The 18,015-nt window shown below is 69.8% G+C and carries 7 protein-coding genes; 4 read left to right on the forward strand and 3 right to left on the reverse strand.

The genetic code is table 11. The features are described from left to right. Window position 1: 1 nt before the first annotated feature. Genes rplE through rplN form a run of 3 tightly spaced genes read right to left on the reverse strand, consistent with a single transcriptional unit; the run spans window position 2 to window position 1,269 of the window. Complete coding sequence (gene rplE / locus AC3B6C_RS00825) at window positions 2–580, reverse strand: 50S ribosomal protein L5 (RefSeq protein ID WP_010842239.1); 579 nt, start codon at window positions 578–580, stop codon at window positions 2–4. A gap of 1 nt (window position 581) precedes the next feature. Further along, window positions 582–899 (reverse strand): 50S ribosomal protein L24, encoded by a 318-nt coding sequence (gene rplX / locus AC3B6C_RS00830; RefSeq protein ID WP_005197643.1) that lies wholly within the window; start codon window positions 897–899, stop codon window positions 582–584. Window position 900: 1 nt separating this feature from the next. Beyond that, complete coding sequence (gene rplN, locus AC3B6C_RS00835) at window positions 901–1,269, reverse strand: 50S ribosomal protein L14 (protein ID WP_004019493.1); 369 nt, start codon at window positions 1,267–1,269, stop codon at window positions 901–903. 598 nt (window positions 1,270–1,867) lie between these two features. Here rplN and AC3B6C_RS00840 point away from each other — a divergent pair. From AC3B6C_RS00840 to AC3B6C_RS00855, 4 genes are read left to right on the forward strand one after another with little or no spacing between them, the layout of a single operon-like run. Next, entirely contained in the window at window positions 1,868–15,685 is a 13,818-nt protein-coding gene (locus AC3B6C_RS00840; protein ID WP_488374593.1) for a non-ribosomal peptide synthetase, read from the forward strand. Beyond that, a complete protein-coding gene (locus AC3B6C_RS00845) occupies window positions 15,682–15,939 on the forward strand; it encodes an MbtH family protein (protein WP_010842241.1) in 258 nt (85 codons plus the stop codon). The genes AC3B6C_RS00840 and AC3B6C_RS00845 overlap by 4 nt, the downstream gene beginning before the upstream one ends. Beyond that, window positions 15,917–17,167 (forward strand): ABC transporter ATP-binding protein, encoded by a 1,251-nt coding sequence (locus AC3B6C_RS00850; protein WP_488374594.1) that lies wholly within the window; start codon window positions 15,917–15,919, stop codon window positions 17,165–17,167. Before AC3B6C_RS00845 ends, AC3B6C_RS00850 begins: the two co-directional genes overlap by 23 nt. After that, window positions 17,157–17,939 (forward strand): ABC transporter permease, encoded by a 783-nt coding sequence (locus AC3B6C_RS00855; RefSeq protein WP_010842243.1) that lies wholly within the window; start codon window positions 17,157–17,159, stop codon window positions 17,937–17,939. Before AC3B6C_RS00850 ends, AC3B6C_RS00855 begins: the two co-directional genes overlap by 11 nt. The last annotated feature ends 76 nt before the right edge of the window (window positions 17,940–18,015 follow it).

Genomic DNA, 18,015 nt, shown 5'->3' on the forward strand with positions numbered 1-18,015 from the left:
GTCAGTTGTCCTTAACGTTGTTGTCCTTGAACGGGAAGCCCAGGGCACGCAGCAGCGCGCGGCCTTCCTCGTCCGTGGTGGCCGACGTCACGACGGTGATGTCCATACCGCGGGGCCGGTCGATGTTGTCGATGTTGATCTCGTGGAACATCGACTGCTCGTTCAGGCCGAACGTGTAGTTGCCGTTGCCGTCGAACTGACGGTCCGACAGGCCGCGGAAGTCGCGGATACGCGGGAGCGCGATGGACACGAGGCGGTCCAGGAACTCCCACATACGGTCGCCGCGCAGCGTGGCGCGGGCACCGATCGGCATGCCCTCGCGCAGCTTGAACTGTGCGATGGACTTGCGTGCCCGGCGGATCTCCGGACGCTGACCGGTGATCTTGGCCAGATCCTCGACGGCGCCGTTGATCAGCTTCGCGTCACGGGCGGCGTCGCCGACGCCCATGTTCACGACGACCTTCACGACGCCCGGGATCAGCATCACGTTGGGGTAGTCGAACTCTTTGTTCAGCGTGTCCTTGATCTCCTCGCGGTAGCGAGTCTTCAGGCGCGGCTGGATCTTCTCAGAAGTGGTCATGTCAGATGTCCTTCCCGCTCTTGCGCGAGATCCGGACCTTCTTGCCCGTTTCTTCGTCGACGCGGTAGCCGACGCGGGTCGGGTTGCCGTCGGAATCCACGACCATCACGTTCGAGACGTGGATCGAGGCTTCCTGGGTCACGATGCCGCCGGAGGAGGCACCGCGCTCGTTGGCCGACGCGGCGGTGTGCTTCTTGATTCGGTTGACGCCCTCGACGAGAACTCGCTGCGTCTTCGGGAAGGCCTGGATGACCTTGCCCTTGGCGCCCTTGTCCTTGCCCGAGATGACGATCACGGTGTCACCCTTGTGAACCTTCATGTCAGATCACCTCCGGTGCCAGCGACACGATCTTCATGAACTTCTTCTCGCGCAGCTCGCGGCCGACCGGGCCGAAGATGCGGGTACCGCGGGGGTCGCTCTCACCCTTGAGGATGACGGCGGCGTTCTCGTCGAAGCGGATGTAGCTTCCGTCCGCACGACGGCGCTCCTTGGTGGTGCGCACGATGACGGCCTTGACGACCTCACCCTTTTTGACGTTGCCGCCCGGGATGGCGTCCTTGACAGTGGCGACGATGACGTCGCCAATGCCGGCGTAGCGCCGCGAGGAACCGCCGAGCACGCGGATGCACAAGATCTCCTTGGCACCGGTGTTGTCGGCGACTCGCAGGCGGGATTCCTGCTGAATCACTCGTTAGTCTCCTTGACCTGGCTTCTTATGTACGGCGGATTTCCGACCCGACGCACACGGTCTGTTGCCACCGAACACACGCCTGCCTGGGGTTTTGGCCAGACTGTGACAACTGGACCGTCCGCCCCAGTGGGTTCGTGAGCCGATTCGCGACACATCGGTGCCGCAGGCAACCCCACAAGTGTAGGGGAATGCCCAGGTCCGGGCCAAATCGATGCCCCTGTCATCGGCCCCGGGTTTCGGATGGCGCCGGGCCGGGAAAGTTTTTTCGGTCACTGACCCATCTGCGGTGCACCGCCACGCGAAGCACCCATGAGACGAGATCGACCAAAGATACAAGCCCTCCCGGCGCAACCAGCGCGCGCCGGGAGGGAGCGAAACACGGGGGGCGTGTCAGCACCGGGGGTATCTCGGCTGCCGATCGTGAGCCGAACGATCACCAGGCTCCCCGGCTCCGCAGTTCAGTCCGACAACCGCGGGCCTGACGGCGAGTTCACGACTCCGGGCCACCCGCCCCGAGTTCGTGGACCGGAGTTCGAAACCCACTCACATCCGGGTTCGACGCTGCCGTGCGGGCGCACTCACAGGGGAGGCACGCGTGACCACAGACGACGCGGTCCGGAACACCATTGCTACCGACATCGACACCGGCCTGACGATCCCGATGACAGCCGCACAGCGCGGCATCTTCTACGCCCAGCAACTCGAGCCGGACGTGCCGATGACCATCGACGCGTACGTCGAATTCCGCGGCGACACATCGGGTCCGCGGGCCGAGGACGGTGCCGACCCCCTCGTGGACGTCGATCCGGACATCATGCAGCGGGCGGTCACGCTGACCGAGCGCGAGACCGAAGCCCCCATGCTGAGGCTCATCCCCACCGACGACGGCGAACCGCTGATGGTGATCGACCGGTCGCAGGGCGTGGTGCTCGGACGGCAGGACTTCTCCGACGCGGCGGACCCGCGCGCGGCTGCGCTGGCCTGGATCGATCGCAGACGAAGCGCCAGTTCAGACGTGTTCGCCGATCGGATCCTCGAGACCCATCTGCTCAAAATCGGCCCGGGACACTCGATCTGGTACTGCCACGGTCACCACATCGGCTTCGACGGTTATGCCGCGATGTACATGATGTTGCGCGTCGCCGCGCACTACACGGCGATCGTGAACGGAACTCCTCCCCCGATCGCGGACACCGCGTCGATGCTCGACATCGCCGAATTCGACCGTGAGTACCGCGCGTCGGCCAAGTTCGTCGAGGACCGTGAGCACTGGGCGTCGCATCTGGCCGACATGCCCGAAATGACCACTCTCACCAACCTTTCGGCATCGGCCGCCCCGCTGTCGGACGTTCGCTCGGCGGTCCTCGACGACACGCTCGTCGCCCGCATCCGCGAGCTGGGCCGCACCCACCGGGTACGGCCGGCCTCGGTCATCACCGCCGCCGTCGCCGCCTACGTCGCGCGGTACACCGACCGCGACGAAGCGATGTTGAGTCTCCCGGTCGCGGCTCGCGATCGCGATGTCCTCCGCACCTCGGCGGGTCTGACCTCCAACGTCATCCCGCTGCGCATCGCGCTCGACGACGACACGGCCACGCTGGCCGATCTGCTGAGATCGGCCAACTCCGAGATCAAGGTCGCCGTCCGGCACCAGAAGTTCCGGCATGAGGACATCACCTCTCAGATCCTCGGGGCGGCCGGCGCGCGACGGGGCTTCTTCGGCCCGCTCGTCAACGTCATGCTGTTCTTCCAGCACATCGACTTCGGCCCGCTGGAGGGGGAACTGCACGTCCTGTCCACCGGCCCGATCGAGGACCTGTCGGTCAACGTCTACGACAGCCTCGACGGCGGCATGACCCTGGACCTCGAGGCGAACCCGAACATCTACCCGGCCGAGGAGATCACCACCCATCACCGGCGCCTGGTGGACTTCGTGACGGCGTTCGTCAGCGCGCCGGACGACACGAGGGTGTCGCACCTGCACGTTCTCACCGACGCCGAGCGCGCGACGCTCCCCGAGCACATGACCGGGGAACAGGTCGACCACGGCGACACCACGCTCGTCGACCTGCTCGACGGGGGAGCCGCCGCCCACCCCGACGCCACCGCGGTGACCGATGCACAGGATGGGCACTCGCTCACCCATCGCGAGTTCGCCCGCGCAGCAACACAGATCGCTGCAGCGCTCACGCGTCGCGGGATCGGCCCCGAGAGCGTCGTCGGTGTCCAACTGCACCGCAGCACCGACCAGGTCCTGGCTCTGCACGCCGTCATCCGTGCCGGCGCCGCGTTCCTGCCGATCGACCCGGCCGAACCCTCCGATCGCCTCGGCCACATTCTCGAGGTGGCCTCGCCCGATCTCGTCATCACCGACGCGGTGCTCGCCGACCTGCGCGCCGACGAGGACGCCGATGGGGCCGCTCCGGCGCGCCCGGGTCCCGACGCGGCCGCATATGTGCTGTTCACCTCGGGCTCCACCGGAAAGCCCAAGGGCGTGGTCATCACCCACCGCGCCATCGTCAACCGCCTCGCGTGGATGCAGTCCCGCTATGCACTCGACGCCGATGATCGGGTGCTGCAGAAGACCCCGTCCACCTTCGACGTGTCGGTGTGGGAGTTCTTCTGGCCCTTCACCACCGGCGCCACACTCGTCGTGCCGAGTGCCGACGGACACCGCGACCCGTGGTACCTGCGCGACGTGATCGCCGAACACCGCGTCACCACCGTGCACTTCGTCCCCTCGATGCTGGCCGCCTTCACCGCGGCTCTCGACGCCGACGACTCCTCGATGCTGACGAGCCTGCGTCAGATCTTCACCAGCGGTGAGGCACTGACGCCCTCGACCGTCGGCGCCACGGCGACGCTGACCGCCGCGCCGATCCACAACCTCTACGGTCCCACCGAAGCCGCGATCGATGTCACCCATCACGACGACTGCCGCGCGGACCTCTCGGTGATCCCCATCGGTTCCCCGGTGTGGAACACCAGCGTCCACGTGCTCGACCACCACCTGCGGCCGCAGCCGCCCGGCGCGATCGGCGAACTCTATCTCGGCGGTGTCCAGCTGGCCCGCGGCTACCGGTCACGCGCGGACCTGACCGCGTCGCGTTTCGTCGCCTCGCCCGAGACCCCGGGCGAACGGCTCTACCGCACCGGAGATCTCGTCCGCCTCAACGCCACGGGCGAGCTGGAGTACCTCGGCCGCACCGACTCCCAGGTGAAGATCCGCGGCCAGCGCGTCGAGCTGGGTGAGATCGAATCGACGCTCAGTGCCCTCGACGACGTCACCGCCGCCGGCGTGGTGATCCGCGACGACCTGGTCGCCGGCGAAGCCGCGATCGTCGGCTACGTCACCGGCACCGGACTCGCCGACCGTGACCTGCGCACCGAACTCCGCACCGCGCTACCGGATCACATGATCCCCACCGCGATCATGGTCCTCGACTCCCTGCCCACCACCGCCAACGGCAAGCTCGACCGCCGCGCCCTGCCCCGGCCGGACCTACGGACCCACCGCGAGTTCGTCCCCGCCCGTACCGCGCTCGAACGCCTCGTCGTCACCACCGTCGCCGATGTGCTGGATCTGCAGGACGACGCATCCGACCGCCGGTCCGGGCGTTCCCCGCATGCCGGGTCGGCGTCGGTCTCGCTGAGCGACAACTTCTTCGAGATCGGCGGATCGTCGCTGTCGGCCACGCGGATGGCGTCGCGCCTGTCCCGGGCGACCGGCAACCGGATCGGGATCCGCACGGTGTTCGACGCCGACGACCTCGCCGGCATCGTCGCCACGCTCACCGACCTCGGCGTCGACTCCGACCATCCGGCCGCCACGGGTCCCACCGGGGCCGACGACACCGCCGGCCGGACCGCGTCCGGAGCCGTGCCGCTGTCCCCCGCCCAGCACCGCCTGTGGCTGGCGACCCGACTGGACCCGGCGTCCGCGGCCACCTACAACATGCCGTTCACCGTCCGCTTCGTCGGCGCCCTCGACACCGATGCGCTCCGCGCGGCGCTCGTCGACGTGGTCCGCCGACACGAGCCGCTGCGCAGCGTCGTCGCCGAGATCGACGGTGTGGCATGCATCTCCGCGGCCGATCCGGATACGGTCGACGTCGACCTGCCGGTCCTCGCGACCGCCGACATCGCGCAGTGCCCGGATCGCGACTACGCCTCGATCCCCTTCGACCTGGCCGCCGAGATCCCCGTTCGCGCGCGCCTCGTCCGCACCGCCGACGACGATCACCGCCTGACGATGGTCGTCCATCACATCGCGGCCGACGGCTGGTCGCTGGCACCCCTCGCCGGTGACCTGGCCACCGCCTATCGAGCACGTCGCGACGGGAACGAGCCCACCTGGGCCGAACTGCCGGTCAGCTACTCGCAGACCAGCGCCGCGCGTCACGCCTGGCTCGACGAGAGTCCCCACGCCGCGGCCGAACTCGACTTCTGGCGCACCACGCTCGACGGGGCGCCGGGCGAGACCGAACTGCCCCTCGACCGGCCCCGGACCCGGGACTCCGAGGTCACCGGCCGGTCCGGCTCGTCGGTGACGTCGACGATCGACACCGACACCTACGGCGCGATCCGGACCGTCGCCGCCGATGCCGACGCCACCGTGTTCATGGTGCTCCACGCATCGGTCGCGCTCCTGCTGCGATCCCTCGCGCAGACCTCCGATGTCATCGTCGGCACACCGGTGTCCGGGCGCGGCGAGGCCGACCTCGACGACCTCGTCGGCATGTTCGTCAACACGCTCGCGTTGCGCACCGACGTCGACAAGGACTTGCCGTTCGCGGATCTGGTCGCCCGGGTACGGAACACCGACCTGAACGCGTTCGACAACGCCGACATGCCGTTCGACCGTCTCGTGACGGAGCTGAATCCGGTCCGGTCGGGCAACGTCCACCCGTTCTTCCAGGTGTCGCTGGCCCTGGAGGACCGCTCCGCGATCCGCCTCGACTTCGCCGGGCTCGCGGCGACCGCGTCCCGTGTGGACACCGGCCGCACCACCTTCGACCTGCAGTTCACCTTCACCGAGGTGCGCGGGGCGACCGGCGAGCCGACGGGTCTCACCCTCGAGATCGGCTATGCCACCGCACTGTTCGACCGGGACACGGTGGCCGGGCTGGGCTCGCGCCTGATCCGTCTGCTCGACGCCGCGACCGCCGACCCGGGCACACCCGTCGGCGACCTGCCCGTCCTCGACCTGCACGAGCGTCTCGACCTCGTGCCGGCCGTCGGCGAGGGCAGCCGCCCCGTGGAGCACCTGACGCGGCTGCTGTCCGCGGCCGCGGAGTCCTCGACGCACCGCATCGCGGTCACCGACGGCACCCGGTCGCTGACCTATCGAGAGCTCGACGCGGCGTCGAACCGGCTGGCGCGGTTGCTCATCGAGGGCGGGGCCGGTCCCGAACGTCATGTGGCCGTGGCCCTCCCGCGAGGCGTGGAGTGGATGACCACGATGTGGGCGATCGCCCGCACCGGCGCAGCCTGGGTCCCGGTCGATCCCGCCTACCCGGCGGCTCGCATCGAACACATGCTGACCGACTCAGGGACGCAGCTGCTCGTCACCGACAGCGCGTCCGATCCACGCGCCGGGGGCGAGATCACGACCGTCGTGCTCGACGACCCGGCCACCCGCGACCGCATCGACGCCGAATCGCCCGCCCCCGTGGCCGATTCGGACCGCCTCGGTGTCCTCGACGTCGACCAGCCCGCCTACCTGATCTACACCTCCGGCACCACCGGCACACCGAAGGGCGTGGTGGTCAGCCACCGCGGACTCGCCGACTTCGGCGCGCAGCAGGTCACCCAGTACGGGATCACCCCCCGGAGCCGGACCATGCACATGGCCTCGCCGAGCTTCGACGCGTCGGTGCTGGAGATCCTGATGGCCGTCTCCGCCGGCTCGACGATGCACATCGTCCCGCCGGGAATCGTCGGCGGCGCCGAGCTCGCCGAGCTCATGCGCGACGCGCGGATCACGCACGCGTTCCTGACCCCGTCGGTGCTGACGACCATGTCCCCGGACGACGTCCCCGACCTGGAGGCTCTCGTCATCGGCGGCGAGCACCCGAACTCCGAGGTGGTGCGCACCTGGTCGAGCGGCCCGCAGCTGTTCAACGCCTACGGTCCCACCGAGACCACCGTCGTCGCCGCGGTGTCGTCGCCGATCAGCCCCGACTACACGACGCTCACGATCGGCCGGCCCATCCGCGGAATCTCCGCGGTGGTGCTCGACGAGCGCCTGCGCCCGGTGGCCCCCGGCGCGATCGGCGAGTTGTACATCGCCGGTGAGCATCTCGCCCGCGGTTACCACGGTGTCCGGCCCTTGACGTCGAAGCGGTTCATCGCCAACCCGTACGGCGATCCCGGTGAGCGGATGTACCGCACCGGCGACCTCGTGCGCTGGACCCCCGACCACGAACTCGAGTTCCGCGGGCGCGCCGACCACCAGACAAAGATCCGCGGGCATCGCATCGAACTCGGTGAGATCGATGCCGCCCTCGTCGCCGACGATGCTGTCCGTGCCGCCGTCACCACCACGCACGGCGAAGGCGACCGCGCGCATCTCGTGTCGTACGTGACGGTCACCGACGGCGAGCACGGTCAGGCCGCGGCGGTGCGGGACCGGTTGGCGCAACGGCTCCCTCGGCACATGATCCCGTCCGCCATCATCGAACTCGACGAGATCCCCACGACCCCGATCGGCAAGGTCGACCTCCGGGCACTGCCGGCGCCGGAAGCCGCGTCGGTCGGCGGAGACGTCGCGTTCGTCGCGCCGCGAACCCCGATCGAGCGGGCCGTCGCCGACCTCATCGCCGAGCGTCTCGAGCTCGAACCCGGCACCATCGGGCGCGATCACGACTTCTTCGATCTCGGCGGCAACTCGCTGCTGGCCACCCAGATCGTCGGCGCGCTCGAGAACCTCACCGGGCGTCGCATCCCCGTCCGCGAGGTCTTCGACCACTCGACCGTCGCCGGCATCGCCCGGCTCGGCGGCGCCGACACGGGCGACACATCTGTCGTCGAAACGCACACCCTGCCCGACCTGCGGCACGATCCGGACCGCCCGGCCCATCCCGGGCCCGCCCAGCAGCAGTTGTGGTTCCTCAACCAGCTCGCGGCCGGTTCCGACGCCGGTGAACGCCGCATGGAGGTCGAGAACGGCTCGCCGACCGCCGATTACGCCATCGCCTTCGCTCTGGATCTCCGCGGCGACCTCGACGTGGCAGCGCTGTCCGGCGCACTCCGGTACGCCGTCGGACGCCACGAGATGCTGCGCACGGTCTACCCCGAACACGACGGACGACCCGTCCTCGACGTGCGTCCCGTCGACGAGGCGCACACCGACCTCACCGTCGCCGAGACGACCGCGACCGACTGGCCGGAGCTCGCGCAGGCGCTGGCCCGCCGTCCGTTCGACCTCACCGCCGACGTGCCGCTGCGGGTCGCGCTGCACCGGATCGACGGCGACGCGGCACACCACAAGCTGACCCTCGTCATCCACCACATCGCCGCCGACGGCTGGTCGATGGTGCCGCTGCACCGCGACATCACCCGCGCGTACGCCGAGCTGCATACCGCCGCCGAGAACGGCACCGAACCCACGGTCACCGCCAACCCCGGGGCCCTGGACTACCGTGACTACCTGCGCTGGCAGGCACAGTACCTCGACACCCGGCCGGATCTGGCCGACCGGTGGCGAGAGGACCTCGACGGCCTCGATGTCGGACCGATCCTCGTACCCGACGCACCGGCCGGGGCCACCCGGACCGCGGGTGTCGTCGAGGTCGAGTTCGACGCCGGGCTGCGCAACCGCCTCAGCGCCCTGGGCAACGGCCGGGCGACCGAGTTCATGTGCGTGCACGCGGTGTTCGCCGCCCTGCTGCACCGGCTGAATGCCGACCCCCAGGTGCACGTCGCCGGCTCGGCATCGGACATCGTCATCGGCACCCCGGTCGCCGGACGCGCCGATCCCCGCCTGGCCGAGATCGTCGGCATGTTCGTGAACTCCGTCGTCCTCCGGACCCCGGTCGACGGGAGTCAGGGGTTCGCGACATTGCTCGACTCCGTCCGCAACCGTGATCTCGAAGCACTCTCGGCCGCCGACATGCCGTTCGAGCAGATCGTCTCGATGCTCAATCCGCCTCGGACGGACCGGCATCCGGTGTTCCAGATCGCCCTGGCCTTCGACGCCGGAGTCTCCGACACCCTCGAGCCGGACCACACCAGAGTGGACCTGCCCGGCCTGCAGATCGTCGCCGAGGAGATCGACACCGAGGGTGTGCGCTTCGACCTCGAGCTGCGAATCCGCAACGGGCGCGCGCGGTTCACCTATGCGACCGACGTCCACAGTTCCGAGCGTGTCACCGAACTGGCCCGGATGTTCGTCGACCTCGCGCGTACGGTCGCCGCGGACCCGTCCACACCTCTCGACGACCTCGCCGTCGGCGACGATCTCGCGAACACCATCGACGCCGAGGTCCACGACGACCGGACCGTCGAGCCGAGACACCTCGCCGACATCATCGCCGACACCGTCATCGATCACTCCGATCGAGTCGCCATCGAGGACGGCGACCGCACCCTCACCTACGCCGAGATCGACCAGATCTCCGCTCGCTGGGCCCGCGTGCTGCGCGATCTCGGGGTCGGACCGGAGGACGTGATCGCGATCGCCGTCGATCGCAGCCTGGAGTCGGTGATCGCCACATGGGCGGTGGCCAAGTCCGGTGCCGCCGCCCTGCCGGTCGACATGCGCTACCCGGCCGAGCGGATCGCGCACATGATCGCCGATTCCGGGGCCATCCTCGGCATCAGCGGCTCCGATCACCGCCGCGATGTGCCGCACGACATCTGGTGGCTCACCCCGCAGGACCTGTGCACGAGCGAGCGCTCGGCGTTGGGTTCCCCGGTGCGGCACCCGGATTCGGTCGCCTACATCGTCTACACCTCGGGATCCACCGGAAAACCCAAGGGCGTCAGCGTGACCCATCGCGGCCTGGCCGCCTTCGCGGCGAGCCAGCGGGAACGGTACGAGGTCGGCCCGGGTGACCGCACCCTGCTGTTCGCCTCCCCCTCGTTCGACGCATCGATGCTGGAGTTCCTCCTCGCGGTCGAGTCCGGCGCGACGATGGTGGTCGCGCCGACCACGATCTACGGCGGAGACGAACTCGTCGAGTTCCTCGACGAACGGGAGGTGACCCACGCGTTCATCACCCCGTCGGCGCTCGCCGCCGCCGCGCCGCATCCGCTGCCCCACCTGCGGACCCTGGGTGTGGGCGGCGAGGCGAGCACCCCGGAGCTGGTGGCGCGCTGGGGAACCGGCCGACGCTACATCAACTGCTACGGACCCACCGAGACGACCATCGTCGCCGCGATGTCGACGCCACTGCACCCGGGTGACCCGATCACCATCGGCACACCGGTCCACGAGTGCACCGCACTCGTCCTCGACCACCGGCTGCGCCCGCTGCCCGACCACGTCCCCGGCGAGCTCTACCTCGCCGGACCGGGAGTGGCACGCGGCTACCTGGGCCGGCGGAGCCTGACCGCCGGACGATTCGTGGCGTCCCCGGTCGGCCGCGGAACCGTCATGTACCGCACCGGCGACATCGTCCACCGCGATGCCGCGGGCGCGCTGACCTACCACGGACGCAGCGACAACCAGGTGAAGGTTCGCGGTTTCCGCATCGAACTCGACGAGGTGAGCGCCGCGCTGGCGGCCGTCGACGGGGTCGACTTCGCCACCACCGTCGTCCGCGGCGAGAGCGCATCGGCCACCCTGGTCGGATACGTCACCAGCTCGGGCGGGACCCTGGACACCGCAACGGTTCTCGAGGACATGCGCCGCAGGCTCCCCCGCCACATGGTCCCGTCCGCGATCGTCGTGCTCGACGAGATCCCCTTGACCGGCAACGGCAAGCTCGACCGCCGGGCGCTGCCGGAACCCTCGGCGAGCAGCATCTCGTCCGCCGGCCGCGCGCCGCGGACCGACGCCGAGACCGCGCTGGTCGAGATCGTCGCCGACGTGCTCGGGCTCGCCCCTGACGAGGTGGGGGCCACCGACGACTTCTTCCTGCTGGGCGGCACCTCGCTGCAGGCGACGACGCTGGTCAGCCGGATCAACCGGGCGTCGATCGACGGCCGGCTCCGCGTCCGGGACGTGTTCGACAACCCGACCGCCGAGGCGCTCGCCGGCCTCATCAGCCTGCCCGAGGACTGGGAAGCCGTCGCCGACGACGCGACCGGCCGCCCGGTCCGACGGGACGAGTTCCCGCTCGCACCGGTCCAGCGCCGCCTGTGGTCGCTGGCGGTCGCCGACCCCGCGTCGACCGAATACCTCATGCCCTTCGTCCTGCGACTCGCCGGCGACGTCGACGTCGACTCCCTCCGAGGGGCACTGACCGATGTCGTCGCACGGCACACGAGCCTGCGGACGGTCTTCGAGGCCGCGGACGGCACCCCGTCCGGCCGGGTGCTCGACGACCCCGAGGCCGTCGTCGGCGCGCTGACCCCGGTCGCTCCCGCGGACACGGACGCTCTCATGAGCGAGATCGCGCGTCTCGCATCGACGCCGATCGACCCGACCACCGAGGCCCCGCTCCGGGCGTCCCTCCTCGTCGAGCCCGGCACCCGGGACGACGATCCCGCGCATGTCCTGATGCTCGTCGTGCACCACATCGCGGCCGACGGCGCGTCGCTGCCGATCCTCGTCGGCGACCTGGCCCAGGCCTACCGCGAACGACGCGCCGGCCGCGCCGAGCCCTGGGCGGCAGCCGAACTCGACTACCGCGACCACGCCGTCGAGAGTGCGGCAGCGCCCGCGGGCGGAGAAGAGCTGGGGTTCTGGACCGAGCACCTCGCGGGTGCGCCCGCCGAGAGCACGGTCGAACCGGTGACCGGTGGGCGACGCGAATCCGGCGCCCGGTCGGTGAGCCTCAAGCTTCCGGCACACACCAGGGCGGGCCTGACCGCCTTCGCCCGGGAGCAGTCGACGACTCCGTTCTCCGTCATGCACACCGCGCTCGCGATCCTGCTGCACCGCCTCGGGGTCGGTGACGATCTGGTGATCGGCAGCCCCGTCGACAACCGCACCGGGATGGCCGGCGTCGACCGCGACTACAGCGGCGTGGTCGGCATGTTCGTGAACATGGTGCCGCTGCGCAGCCACCTGCGCAGCGCGGAGACCGTCGCCGCGCTCGTCCGCCGTACCCGCGACTCCGACATCGACGCCCTCGATCACCGGGGCGTGCCGTTCGATGACGTGGTGTCCGCGCTCAATCCCGAACGCGCACACGGACGTCACCCGATCTTCCAGGTGGCGCTGTCGGTGCACGACTTCGCCGGCGGCGCACCGACGCCGGTCGGCGGCGCGGACTCCCTCGCCGGGGCCGCCGTCCCGATGGACGACGGACTCCTCGCCGAGGTGGCCGAATTCGATTCGCTCGCGGCCAAGTTCGACCTGCAGTTCACCGTCACCGGCCTGGGTGCCACCGATGCCGACACCGACGCCGCCGTCCAGATCACCTATGACGCCGCCCGATACGGCCACGACGACGCCCAGATGCTGGGGACACGTCTGATGCGTGTGCTGCGCGGGATGCTCGGCGATCCCGGGCGCGCGATCGGCGACATCCGCATCACCGACCCACTCGAGGTCGCCGAGCGCACCCCCGCTCTGGGCCCGCGCGGCCAGGCGCCGACGACGCTGGACATGCTGATCGCCGACGCCGTGCGACGTCACCCGGACGGACTCGCCGTCATCGGGCAGCCCACCGGGGACGGCGACGCCCCCGAGACACTCACGTATGCCGAACTCGACGCCCGCTCGAACCGGCTGGCCCGGGTGCTGCTCGGCCGCGGGGTCGGCGCCTACGCACGGACGGACGACGAGCCGGGAACCGTGGGTCCCGACGTCCGGTCGTCCCGGGAGCCGGTGGTCGCGATGGCGATCAGCCGTTCCATCGATTCCCTGGTGGCGATCTGGGCGATCGTGAAGGCCGGCGCCGCGTATGTCCCGATCGACCCGGAGTATCCCGCCGACCGGATCGCGCACATGCTCGACGACAGCGGCGCGCAGCTGCTCGTGACGACGTCGTCCGCCTGGGAACGCATCCGGGAGAGCTCGGCCGGAGACGACGTACCGACCCTGGTCCTCGACGCGGCGCCGACCCGGACCCGCATGAAGCACTCGTCACCGGCACCGATCACCGACGCCGAGCGGGAGTCGACGATCCGTCCGGATCAGTTGGCGTACATCATCTACACATCGGGGTCGACCGGTAAGCCCAAGGGCGTGCTGGTCCCGCACAGCGGCTTGCGTGCCGTGCACGACGAGCTCGCCGAGCGCATGAATCCCGGACCCACGTCACGCGTGTTGCACTTCGCCTCACCGAGTTTCGATGCCTCGGTGCTGGAAATGCTCCTCGCGCTGGCCGGTTCGTCGGCGCTGACCATCGTGGAACCGCACGTCTACGGCGGTACCGCGCTCAGCGACGTGATCAGTGCGCGCCAGGCGACGCATGCGTTCATCACCCCCGCCGCGGTCGCCAGCATGGATCCCGCCGCTGTGCCGTCCCTGCGCGCTCTCGCAGTCGGTGGCGAGGCCTACGGGGCCGATCTCGTGCGGCGCTGGTCGCCAGGTCGCACGATGATCAACGTCTACGGCCCCACCGAGACGACGATCATCACGACCGGCAGCCGTTCGCTGACCCCGAACACGCCGCTGACGATCGGCACCCCGAACAACGGCGTCGGCGCACTCGTCCTCGACGATCGGCTGCACCCGGTGCCGCCCGGCGTCACCGGCGATCTGTACCTGACCGGCGTGCAGCTCACGCGCGGTTATCACCGTCGACCCGGGCTCACCGCCGTGCGTTTCGTCCCGGCTCCGATGGTCACCGGGCCGCGGTTCGCCGGGCAGCGGATGTACCGCACCGGTGACCTGGTCCGCTGGACCGCCGACGGGCAGCTCGCCTACGTCGGCCGCAGTGACACCCAGGTCCAGGTCCGCGGGTTCCGCATCGAACTGGGTGAGATCGACGACGCGCTCGCCGCCGAACCCGACGTCGACTTCGCCGTCACGCTGGTGGACGGCACCGGAACCGCGGCGATCCTGCGCAGCTACGTGACCGCGACCCGCGGGTCCGATCCGGACCCCGCGGATCTGCGGCGCCGGGTGGCGCGTCGTCTGCCGCGGCACATGGTGCCCGTGTCGGTCTCCGTGCTCGACGACATCCCGCTGACCCCGACCGGCAAACTCGACCGGGCGGCGCTGCCGACGCCGGCCGTGTCCGCCTCGGGGAGAGCACCGGCACCCGGGACCGAGGCGACCGTCGCCCGCGTCTTCGCCGAGGTCCTCGAGGTCGACATCGACGTCGTCGGCGCCGACGACGGGTTCTTCGACCTGGGCGGCAACTCACTGATGGCGACCGCGGTGACCAGCAGACTGACCGAACTCACCGGGCACCACGTCGCGGCGCAGACGCTGTTCGGGGCTCCGAGTCCCGCCGAACTCGCCGACCTGCTCGACGGGGAGGCGGATCCGAACCGGACCGACGGTCCGTCGACGTCGGGCCTCGACACACTGCTGCCGCTGCGCCGCGTCCAGGATGACGCCGGAAACGACGCTCCTGCACCACTGTTCGTGGTGCATCCGGCGATCGGCCTGTCCTGGAGCTTCACCTCGCTGCTTCCCCACCTGCCCGCCGACCGCGCGGTCTACGGCCTGCAGCATCCGGCGCTGGCCGGCGACCCGTGCCCGCGCACGATCGCCGACCTCGCCGAGGTCTACGTCGCGCGCTTGCGCACGGTCGCACCCGAGGGGCCCTACCACCTGCTCGGCTGGTCGCTGGGCGGGTTGATCGCCCACGAGATGGCCGTTCAGCTGCAGGAGGCGGGCGAGACCGTCGAGCAACTCGTCCTGCTCGACAGCTATGTCGTCGCCGAACGGCCCGACCTCGACACCGAGGCGTCGATCGCGGAGCTGATGCGCGAGTTCGGACTCGACGTCCCCGACGACGTCACCCCGGACGGCGACTCCGCCGAACCCACGGTCGCCGACGCGTTCCGGATCATCTCCGCCGCGGGCGGAGCACTCGGCGGTCTGTCCGAGGAGACCCTCACCACCGTCCACGAGGTGTTCCGGCACGCGTCACCGCTGGCGCGGAACTGGCAGCCCCGCGTCTTCGACGGTGACCTCACCTTCGTCACCGCGACCGTGGACGCCCACGACAGTCCACCGGCCGTCGCCGGCTGGCACACCAAGGTCACCGGTCGCGTGGTCGAGATCGAGGCCACCAGTACCCACGCGCGGATGTTGCTGCCGGAGAACGTCTCCGAGTGGATGACCGCAATCGAGGCTGGCCCGGGCACACCGGGAATCGCAGCACAGGAGGAGGAATCATGACGAACCCGTTCGACGACACCGAGGGGACCTTTCGCGTCCTCGTCAATCACGAGAACCAGCATTCCCTGTGGCCGGACTTCGCCCCCGTTCCCGACGGCTGGCGCGTCGTGTTCGGTCCGTCGGGTCACGACGAGTGCCTGGAGTACGTCGAGGAGAACTGGCGAGACATGAGGCCCGCCAGTCTGATCCGGTCGATGGAACGTTCGCAGAACACTGAAAGGGAGGTCACACATGGGGCGGCACAGTATGGCTGACACGACCTCGGCGGACACCGCATCGCCGGACACGACTCCCGGCGGAATGTCCACCGACACGGTCACCCCCGCGCCGAACGCCCTCGAACTGCGCGGCCTACGAAAGACATTCCGCACCGGCCTGTTCGGCCGTGGCCGCCGCGTTCAGGCCCTCGACGGCCTGGACCTCACGGTGCCCGCGGGCACCGTGCACGCGCTGCTCGGACCCAACGGGGCGGGCAAGACCACGACCGTCCGCGCCGTGGCGACCCTGATGAAGCCCGACGAGGGCACCGTCCTCGTCGACGGGGTCGACGCCATCGCCGATCCCGGTGCCGCCCGCAAGATCATCGGCGTCTCCGGCCAGTACGCGGCCGTCGACGGGAACCTGACCGGTTTCGAGAACCTGCGGATGGTCGGGCAGCTCTACGGACTGTCGCGGGCCGAGGCCTCCGGGCGGGCGCGCGAACTGATCGCCGACCTCGCGCTCCAGGACGCGGCCGACCGACCGATGCGCACCTACTCCGGCGGTATGCGCCGGCGGCTCGACCTCGCCGGTGCCCTCATCAACCGGCCGTCACTGGTGATCCTCGACGAGCCGACCACCGGGCTGGATCCGCGAGGTCGCCGACAGATGTGGGAGGTCATCACCGAACAGGTCGCGGGCGGTGCGACCGTACTGCTGACGACGCAGTACCTCGAGGAGGCCGATGCGCTGGCGGACGAGATCACCGTCATCGACCACGGCAGCATCCGGGCACAGGGTAGCGCCGCCGCTCTCAAGGCCTCCACCGGCGCCTCGATTCTCACCATCGAGGTGCGTTCGGACGACGGCCGCCACGACGAGCTGGTCGCCACCACACTCGCCGAGGTCGGACTCGGGATGCCCGAACGACTCGAGGACCCGGACCGCACCGACGCACCCCTCGCCGAGCAGACGGCTGCCGGAGTCACGAAGTGGTCGGTACCGGTCGACGAGGGAACGCGCAGCGCGGTCTCCGCCGTCCGGGCACTGGATGCCGTCGGCATCGACGTCGTCGACGCCACCGTCGCGACCCCGACCCTCGACGACGTGTTCCTGGCGCTCACGGAGCGGAACACGCAGGCGAGCGACGGCAGCGGTGACCGCGGTGCCGGAGCACAGGCGACGGCCGACGCCGACACCACCGTCATCCCGAAGGTGTCCGACGCCGATCCCGACCTCTCCCACGCCCCGACGACCCGATCGGATCGACTCCATGCTCACTGACACCGCAGTACTGGTCGAGCGGAACCTGCTCACCGTCAAGCGAATTCCCACACTGCTCATCAGTGCCACCATCCAGCCGCTGATGTTCGTGTTCCTGTTCGCCTACGTCTTCGGCGCGACCTTCGGCGGGGGCTCCTACCGCGAATTCCTGATGGCCGGCATCTTCACCCAGACCGTGGTGTTCAACGCGGCCTTCACCACCGTCGGTCTGGCGAACGACACCTCCGACGGCATCGTCGACCGGCTGCGGTCGCTGCCGATGTCCCGGCTGGGCGTCATCAGCGGTCGGGTCACCTCCGACATGCTCCTGGGCGTGGTCGGTCTCGCGGTGATGGTCGCCTGCGGCCTGGCGATCGGATGGCGCGTGTACGGCAGCGCGGGCGACGCCGCCCTCGCCTTCGGCATCATCGGCCTGTTCGCGCTCGCCATGGCGTGGGTGGGTGCGGTGACCGGTCTCGCCGCGCCGAATGTCGAAGCCGCGCAGAGCATCGGCTTCCTGTGGATGTTCCCCGTCACCTTCCTGTCGAGCGCCTTCATCTCCGCCCAGAGCCTGCCCGGGCCGTTGCGTGCGATCGCCGAGTGGAATCCGGTGACCGCAGTGGCGACCGCCTCCCGGCAGCTCTTCGGCAACGAGGCGCCCCCGACCTTCCCCGAGGCCACCGGATGGGTCGCCGACCACGCGGTCGGCTACTCGGTCGGTTCGGCCCTGGTCATACTGGCGGTGTGCATACCTGCGTCGCTCATCCTGTACCGCCGCTCCGCGAATCGATGACCTCCGCGTCAGCGCTGTGCGAATTCACGATCGGCATACCCGCGATCAACGATCGGCCGAGAAATCCCCATGTGTT

Source organism: Gordonia sp. 11cp (assembly GCF_057767225.1).

Bases quoted from the DNA above. Each gene is read 5' to 3' on its own strand.
- rplE (WP_010842239.1), bottom strand. From the start codon at position 580: ATGACCACTTCTGAGAAGATCCAGCCGCGCCTGAAGACTCGCTACCGC.
- rplX (WP_005197643.1), bottom strand. From the start codon at position 899: ATGAAGGTTCACAAGGGTGACACCGTGATCGTCATCTCGGGCAAGGAC.
- AC3B6C_RS00845 (WP_010842241.1), top strand. From the start codon at position 15,682: ATGACGAACCCGTTCGACGACACCGAGGGGACCTTTCGCGTCCTCGTC.
- AC3B6C_RS00850 (WP_488374594.1), top strand. From the start codon at position 15,917: ATGGGGCGGCACAGTATGGCTGACACGACCTCGGCGGACACCGCATCG.
- AC3B6C_RS00855 (WP_010842243.1), top strand. From the start codon at position 17,157: ATGCTCACTGACACCGCAGTACTGGTCGAGCGGAACCTGCTCACCGTC.